This is a genomic window from Aeromonas sp. QDB18 (genome assembly GCF_027705325.1).
Classification (GTDB): Bacteria; Pseudomonadota; Gammaproteobacteria; order Enterobacterales; family Aeromonadaceae; genus Aeromonas; species Aeromonas caviae.
This window is the reverse complement of the sequence record NZ_JAPDBQ010000178.1, coordinates 1-7,903: the sequence shown is the minus strand read 5'-3', so window position 1 is coordinate 7,903 and position 7,903 is coordinate 1. Positions and strand designations below refer to the sequence as shown.

The 7,903-nt window shown below is 61.1% G+C and carries 6 protein-coding genes and 2 pseudogenes; 2 read left to right on the top strand and 6 right to left on the bottom strand.

Annotated elements, in window-relative coordinates; translation table 11 throughout:
• Positions 1-170: 170 nt before the first annotated feature.
• From OKC30_RS18850 to pilM (OKC30_RS18840), 3 genes and pseudogenes are all read right to left on the bottom strand, one after another.
• A pseudogene (locus OKC30_RS18850) lies at positions 171-293 on the bottom strand (ISL3 family transposase); the annotation flags it as partial.
• 97 nt (positions 294-390) lie between these two features.
• Entirely contained in the window at positions 391-669 is a 279-nt protein-coding gene (gene pilM, locus OKC30_RS18845; protein ID WP_270809746.1) for a pilus assembly protein PilM, read from the bottom strand.
• 227 nt (positions 670-896) lie between these two features.
• Positions 897-1,313 (bottom strand): annotated as a pseudogene (pilM, locus tag OKC30_RS18840) (pilus assembly protein PilM); the annotation flags it as partial.
• Positions 1,314-1,611: 298 nt separating this feature from the next.
• On the opposite strand from pilM (OKC30_RS18840), the gene OKC30_RS18835 reads away from it, so the two are divergent.
• Positions 1,612-4,101, top strand: coding sequence for a penicillin-binding protein 1A (locus OKC30_RS18835; protein ID WP_270809744.1), 2,490 nt, complete (start codon positions 1,612-1,614; stop codon positions 4,099-4,101).
• Between the two features lie 70 nt (positions 4,102-4,171).
• On the opposite strand, the gene oxyR is transcribed toward OKC30_RS18835, so the two are convergent.
• The 3 genes from oxyR to OKC30_RS18820 form a co-directional block, all read right to left on the bottom strand.
• Positions 4,172-5,068: a DNA-binding transcriptional regulator OxyR gene (gene oxyR / locus OKC30_RS18830; protein WP_041212564.1), complete on the bottom strand. Its 897-nt coding sequence runs from the start codon at positions 5,066-5,068 to the stop codon at positions 4,172-4,174.
• Between the two features lie 129 nt (positions 5,069-5,197).
• Positions 5,198-5,842, bottom strand: coding sequence for a DsbA family protein (locus OKC30_RS18825; RefSeq protein ID WP_160837038.1), 645 nt, complete (start codon positions 5,840-5,842; stop codon positions 5,198-5,200).
• Between the two features lie 75 nt (positions 5,843-5,917).
• Entirely contained in the window at positions 5,918-6,775 is an 858-nt protein-coding gene (locus OKC30_RS18820) for a Vmh family MBL fold metallo-hydrolase (RefSeq protein ID WP_160837040.1), read from the bottom strand.
• 120 nt (positions 6,776-6,895) lie between these two features.
• On the opposite strand from OKC30_RS18820, the gene OKC30_RS18815 reads away from it, so the two are divergent.
• Positions 6,896-7,810, top strand: a complete 915-nt coding sequence (locus OKC30_RS18815; protein WP_109111949.1) for a LysR family transcriptional regulator — start codon at positions 6,896-6,898, stop codon at positions 7,808-7,810.
• Positions 7,811-7,903 lie beyond the last annotated feature (93 nt).

Genomic DNA, 7,903 nt, shown 5'->3' with positions numbered 1-7,903 from the left:
AATGTGGCGTTGGAGCCGATTTCAAAAAAAGTGGCGCAATACCGTTAGGGCAAGTACGTCGATTTAACGGCGCTTACCGTCATAGCGCGTGCCTCCTACATGGAGACGCGATTAGATCACAGACGATCTGCCTGTTCAAATTTCATTAACAAAGTGCGATCCCGCCCTGGGCGACAACGGGGCAAGAAGTCGGCGCGAGGCTCAAGGGTAAACAGGGTGTGATGGTTGGCAGAAAGCGCTTGGGCGATGACGGTATAACCTGGCCAGAAGGAGGCAATATCAATATGATGCACGGCGACAGCAGGGTGATGGTGGTGGTGTGTTTGGAGACAGCCAGTTTACCAGCACCCTGTCTGTCAACTTCCACTTCCCCAAGATCCCGCGAAGAACCTAAAAAGAGGCCAATGCCTGGCTGTATTGATCACCACCAAAAATCTGCAACCGGGAATAGATGACCTGGCCCCGTAGCAGGGCGGCGAAAGTCAGGGCGCTGGCACCGATGTCAACGATGCCAACCGGTTTCTCCGAGGTTTGCAGGTCGGGCAGGCAGGCCAGCACGGCGCGTCCGAGCGCATGGGCCCCCACATCCACCACCATGGTCGTCATGCCAGCCTCCGTCAGGGCACTGACCCGGCCACTGACGCTCTCGGTCCGCGCGGCACTGAGCAGGACCTCCTGACGCCCTCAGTCATCCCCTCATTTTCAGAGCATGATATAAGCATGTTTGATACAAATGTTAACATGTACTATCTCGTCAAATGCTAGCAATTGCTCTGCAAGCCGCATACAGCCTGGGTTTTACTTGTATAAGAGCTTAGTGGTATTGCCTCGTCAAAAATGCGGTGGTTTCTCTGGAGGCCGTACCACGCCTGGCGCATATGAGGGGATGACTAAGCCTGACGCCCGTTGTCGCCCGCCATCCCGAGGATTTCAAAATCCAGGCTCACTTCATCGAGGGGAAAGGGGATGAGCTGCTCTGCCTCCAGGTGAACCTGGTTCTCCAGCTCGCTCTCGTTGATGTTGGTATCGACCTGAATGATCTTGGTGATGACATTGGAACCGGTCACGGCCGTGGCCACGTTCTGGCAATCCCCTTGCACGAGCCGCTTGAGCGACTTGAGGGACTGACTGACCCGTTCAATGTCCTGAAGTTGATAGTCGACCAGCGTTCCTCTTGGCATGGGGATCTCGGCAACCGAACCGAGGTGCACCTTGCCGGGACGTCCGCTGATGGTGACGGCCTTGATGGTTTGACTGCCAAAATCAATGCCCGCCATGGAGACGAGGGATCCCTTACTTAATAGCCCAAACATATACACATCCATGCGTTATTGGGTTTTCGGACTTATTGTAGGACAGCGCGTCATGATGTGACGGCTTAACTCAATATAATGCTCTATCTATCAATGTCATAAAGTTTGTGTCAAAAGTTGACGCCCCTCTCCTTTCGGCCTTGATTGCGGCCCCCTTGGTAATTGTGCCCTGGAGTGCTACCCTCCCGCCTCTTCTCGGGGTCGCCTGTTTGCGGACAGGAAAACCTCGAATCCGCGAGGGTAAAAAGGCTATACTCTGCGCCCGTTGGCTAATTTTAAGACGATTGGTAGTTCTTCCATGCTGAAATGGCTCGTTCGCCTGTTTATTGTCATGATGCTGGGTGCTGTGCTGGGCGTTGCCAGCCTCATCGGCATCTACTTCTACATCAAGCCCCAGTTGCCGGACGTCAGCGCCCTGCGCGATGTCAAACTGGCTACCCCCATGAAGGTCTACAGCCGGGACGGGGAATTGATCTCCCAGTTTGGCGAAATTCGTCGCATCCCCCTGCGGCTGGACGAAATTCCCCAGTCCATGATCGATGCCGTACTCGCCACCGAAGATGCCCGCTTCTATGAGCACCCGGGCATTGACCCCATCGGCATCATCCGTGCCGCCACCGTCTGGGCCGTCTCCGGCCAGGCGCGTCAGGGCGCCAGTACCATTACCCAGCAGGTGGCCCGCAACTTCTTCCTGAGCAACGAGAAGACTCTTGTACGCAAGATCAAGGAAGTGTTCCTCGCCTGGCGCATCGAGCAGAACCTCTCCAAGGACGAGATCCTCACCCTCTATCTCAACAAGATCCCCCTCGGCTACCGGGCATTCGGGGTCGGCGCGGCCGCCCAGGTCTACTTCGGCAAGGAGGTCAAGGATCTGACCCTGGACGAGATCGCCATCATCGCGGGTCTCCCCAAGGCACCCTCCATGCTGAACCCGATCCGCTCCCCGGAGCGCGCCTTCGCTCGCCGCAACGTGGTACTGGGTCGCATGCTGGAAACCGGCAAGATCACCCAGGCCCAGTATGACGAAGCCTCCAAGATGCCGGTCAAGGCCCGTTTTCACGGTGCCGAAACTACGCTGAACGCCCCCTATCTGAGCGAGATGGTGCGCCAAAAGATGGTGGAGCAGTTTGGTGAAGATGCCTACACCATGGGGCTGCATGTCTACACCACCGTCACCGCCAAGCGTCAGCGCGCCGCCCATCAGGCGTTGCTGGACGGTGTCTTCGACTACGACACCCGCCACGGCTACCGTGGCCCGACCGCCTTGCTGTGGAAAGCCGGTGAAACGTCCTGGGACTACGAGCAGATCATGGCCCATCTGGCCAAGCAGCCGACCTATCAGCCCCTGATGGCCGCCGTGGTCACCCAGCTCGGCGACAAGAGCGCCACCCTGGTGCTCAAAAATGGCAAACAGGCCGAACTGGGCTGGAATGGCATCAAGTGGGCGCGTGCCTTCATCACCGACGATCGCCAGGGCTTTGCCCCGAAATCGGCGCGGGATGTGCTCAAAGTCGGCGCCCAGATCTGGGTCAGGGAGAAAGGGGAAGAGTTGCTGCTCTCCCAGATCCCCGACGTCAACGCCGCCCTGGTGGCCATGAACCCGCAAGACGGCGCCATCGAGGCCCTGGTCGGCGGCTTCAGCTTCGAGCTCTCCAAGTTCAACCGGGTCGATCAGGCCCGTCGTCAGGTCGGCTCCAACATCAAACCGTTCCTCTATGCCACCGCGCTGGAGCAGGGCTATACCCTGGCGTCCCTCATCAACGATGCACCGATCAACCAGTGGGATCCTGCCAAGGGCCCCATGTGGCAGCCCAAGAACTCGCCCGCCATCTATGAAGGGCCGACCACCTTGCGCCTCGGCCTTGCCAAGTCCAAGAACGTGATGTCGGTCCGCCTGATGCGCGCCATCGGGCTGGATACCTATATCGACGGCCTGACCCGCTTCGGCTTCGCCCGTGATCACATTTCTGCCAACGAATCCCTGGCGCTGGGTGCGGCGGAGTTCACCCCGCTGGAAGTGGTGCGCGGCTACTCGGTGCTGGCCAATGGCGGCTTCCAGGTCACCCCCTACTTCATCACCGAAGTGACCGACAGCTTCGGCACCCCCCTGTTCGAGGCCAACCCGGCCGCCGCCTGCCGCGACTGCGGCGTGCTGGCCGCCGCCGGTCTCGACAGCGCGGATGCCTATGCCAATACCACGGCAGACTGGAAGGCCCAGTGCCCCATCGATCCTGTCGTGCCCAACAACATGGCACCGCAGACCATCAGCGCCCAGAGCGCCTTCCTCATCACCGACACCCTGACCACCGCCATCTGGGGTGGCAATGGCTGGCGTGGTACCGGCTGGCGGGCAGCCCGTGACCTCAAGCGTCACGACATCTCGGGCAAGACGGGGACCACCAACGAATCCCGGGATGCCTGGTTCTCCGGTTATACCCCGAATCTGGTGGCCACCTCCTGGATCGGTTTTGACAACCACCAGCGCGATCTGGGCCGGGCCGAGTTTGGCGGCGGTGCCGCCCAGCCCATCTGGATTGACTTCATGAAGACGGCTCTGCAACAGGTGCCCGAGCGCAAGATGCCGGTCCCCGAAGGGATCATGCAGGTCCGCATCGATCGTGAAACCGGTCTGCTGACCAATCGCGCCGATGGCAGTACCACGGAGGAGTTCTTCAAAGAGGGCACAGAGCCCACCCGCTACGCGAGCCAGATCTCCGATGGCAACCAGGTGTATGGCGGTGACGATGCGACCACAGACGGTCCCGTCTCCACCGACGACATCTTCTAGGTCCCCCTGGAAACAACAAAAACCGGCGCCCAGGCGCCGGTTTTTGTTTCGGGATGACGAGCGGGCTGCGTCAGCCCAGCAGGGCTTTCATCAGACTCGAGATGCGGGCCGCCAGCTCATTGAAGCAGGGGCGGCGAACCGAGTAGTGACGATAGAGCAGGGAGATGGTGCGCCCCGGCACGGGGTTGATCACCGGGCGATAGCTGACGCCCCCCTCCTCCGGGTTGGCGGGCACGGCGAGCCTGGGCACCAGCGTCATGCCGCTGCCAGCGGCGACCATGTTGCGCAAGGTCTCCAGACTGGTGCCCTTGAAGCGCTGATCCTCACCGATGCCCGCGGCAAAACAGAAACCCAGCGCCTGATCCCGCAGGCAGTGACCGTCGGCCAGCATCAGCAATTTCTTGCCCTTGAGATTGTGCAGGGGCACCGCCTTGGCGCTCGCCTCCGGGTGATGCTGAGGCACGGCCAGCCACATGGGCTCCTGATAGAGGGGGATGGCGCCAAACCCCTCCATCCCTTCCAGCTCCGCCAGCACGAGGCAATCCAGCTCCCCCTCCTCCAGCCGCTTGAGCAGCACTTGGGTCTGATCTTCGTAGAGGTAGAACTCCAGCTTGGGGAAGTGTTCACGCAGATCCTGGATGATGTGGGGCAGCAGGTAGGGGCCCACGGTGGGAATGAAACCGATGTGGATCTCGCCGGACATGGGCTCGGCGAAGTGCTGGCCTATGCTCTTGAGCTCTCGCGCCTCTTTGAGCACCTTGCGCGCCTGACGGGCCATGGCATCGCCGGCGGGCGTGAACAGCACCTTGCGGGAGGTGCGCTCGATGAGGATCACTCCCAGTTCATCTTCCAGCTTGCGCAGCTGGCCACTCAGGGTCGGCTGGCTGACAAAGCAGCGCTCCGCGGCCTTGCGAAAGTGTTTCTCCTCTTCCAGCGCTACCAGATATTCGAGATCGCGAAGGTTCATAGGTACTGCATCCTGCCGTTCAATGAGGCCGATAGCATGCACAAGAACGGTGCGGGGGACAAGGGAGGCGCGCAGACGGGTCTGCCCTCTCCCTCTCCTTTGACAAGCCACAGGCGATGGGCGAGAGACTCACCCCATCAGGGAGGCAATGTGATCCGCGAACGCCGCTGGCTCTCCCAGATAGGAGGAGACAGGCAGCGCAACGACGCGCTCCCCTTGCATCAATCCCAGGGTCGGGAACCCCTGCCCGCCGAGCCGGCGCAACCACGCCTGGCTTGTGGCCAGATGGCCCACAAGATCGACCCGACCAAAGGCCAGGGCGAATGCCTCCGGTGTCAGCCCCTGCTCCCGCGCGAGCGCTGCCAGCTGTGTCGGGGAACCGACCCATTCCCCATCCCGGTAGTGGGTCTCCTGGATGCGGTGCAACAAGGCAAGGCCGTCGCCGCCAAGCTCGCTCACCGCCAGCACTGCGCGTATGGGCGGCTCGGAGTCAAGGAGCAGCGACTCGTTGAGCAGGAGCTCGTTGAAGTAGCGCTCACCAAAGCGCTGTCCGGTGAGGGCGTGGATGCGCTCATCATGGGGACGCACATAGTCCCGCAGGGGCTGGCCCATGGCCTGGCGCCTGGCGCCCATCCAGAGGCCCCCCCCATGCAGTTCGATGCGAAGGCCCGGGATCTCGGCAGCGGCTTTCAGCAGGGGGGCGGCGCCATAGCACCAGCCACAGAGGGGGTCATAGACATAATGGAGGGTTATTTGCGCTTCGTTCATCATCATTCTCGCTTCAAGGCTGGATAAAAAACCGGGCCCTCGGGCCCGGTAAAAAAACACAGGGAAGTAGGCGTCAGGGAGTTACCACTTCATCTCGCCGGTATTGACCTTGGCACCGATGGCCAGGCCATCGTCGACCGGCAGGGAGGGGTAAGCCTTCTTCAGCGCTTCAATCAGCTGGCCGGAGTGCTTGGTCTTGGCCAGCTCCTGCTCAAAACGCTGCACGTAGTCACGGGTGAAGGTCACGGCTTCGGTACCCTTGGGCGCAGTTCCCAGGAAGTGACCCGGCACCACACGCTCGGGTTTCAGGGCCAGCAGGTTGTTCAGCGCCTTGACCCAGTTGCTGCGAGCGGCCTTGGACTGGCTGTCCGCCATCCAGACGTGCACGCCGCTGTAGACCGGCACACCACCAAAGGCCGTCTTGATGGAAGGGGCCCAGAGGTAGGCATTCGGGGTGTTCATCTCTTTGATGTCAATCTTCTCGCCATCCAGCGTCAGGTGGCTGGCCGTCATCACTTGCGGCACGGTCAGGCTCTTGGGTGCATCCTTGCCCAGGATCGGGCCCCAGTAGCTCAGCTTGGCATCCTTGGTCTGCTTGATATGGTCGACCACATGCTGGTCGGCCAGCACCTTGATATCCGGGAACGCCGCCATGACGGGTTCCAGACCGAAGTAGAAGTCGGGGTCACCGGCACTGATATAGACAGTGGTCAGCTTCTTGCCGCTCTTCTTGATCATGTCCACCAACGCCTGACCATGTTGCACATCGAACTGGGCATCGATCAGGATGGCCTCTTTGTCACCGGTTACCAGTGAGGAGGAGACGGGGAAGATGGCCTTCTCGCCGGGGTTGTAGACGGTCTCGGTCAGGGGGGCCGCCAGGGCGGAACCCGTCATCAGGAGGCTGCTCAGGGTCAGGGTACGCAGTGTGTTGTTCATCAGATAACGCTCATCGGTGTGGATTAATGGAATGAGCGCAGTTTATTGCATCACCATCGATACAAATACCGCATAATGGGCGCATCACTGTTGCACAAATCGAGCATATAGGGGCACAAGATGGATAGGCTGACCGCATTGCGGGTCTTCGTCTGCGTGGTGGAACAGGGCAGCCTGAGCGGCGCCGGGGAGAAACTGGAGATGTCCCGCGCCATGGTGTCGCGCTACTTGGCCGAGCTGGAACGCTGGATGGGGGCCAGATTGCTGCACCGCACCACCCGCCGGCTGAGCCTGACCGGGCCGGGAGAAGAGGCGCTGAACCGGGCCAGAGCCATGCTGGCCCTGGGGGAAGAGATGGAACACCTGGCCATCCGCCATGACGAGGCCCCCAAGGGGCAACTGCGCATCACCTGCAGCTACTCTCTCTCCGAAGCCCTGCTGGTCGGGGCGGCGAACGACTACCTGGCCCGTTACCCCGGCACGGCGATCGACATCCTGCTGCTGGACCGGACGGTCAATCTGGTGGAGGAGCGAATCGATCTCGCCCTGCGCATCACCAACGACCTCGATCCCAACCTGGTGGCCCGCAGGCTCGGCACCTGCCACTCGGTGGTGTGCGCCAGCCCCGCCTACCTGGCCCGCCATGCTCCGCCGCAGCAGGTGCAGGATCTGGCACTGCACAACTGCCTCACCTACACCTATTTCGGCAAGAGCCTGTGGGAGTTTCTGGGGCCCGATGGTCCCGAATCCGTCCCGGTGAGCGGCAACCTCAGCGCCAACATCTCCAACCTGCTGCTGGCCGCCACCCTGGACGGGGCGGGGATCAGCCTGCAACCCGCCTACTCGGTTCAGCCCCATCTGGCAAGCGGCGCCCTGGTCCCCCTGCTCACCCCGTGGCAGCCCAAGCGCCTCGGCGTCTATGCCGTTTATGGCACCCGCAAACAGATGTCCCCCCTGCTGCGCAGCTTCCTCGACTTTCTCGTGGAGCGGATGGCGGACGATCCCCTGTGGCAGGAAGCCCCTCCCTCTCTCTGATCCCTGCGAGCCCCACAAAAAAGGTTCATCGCGGCTTTCCGGGGAAGGCCGCCTTGATTTTCAGAAAAAAGTATTCTGAGTCCCTAAATCCAT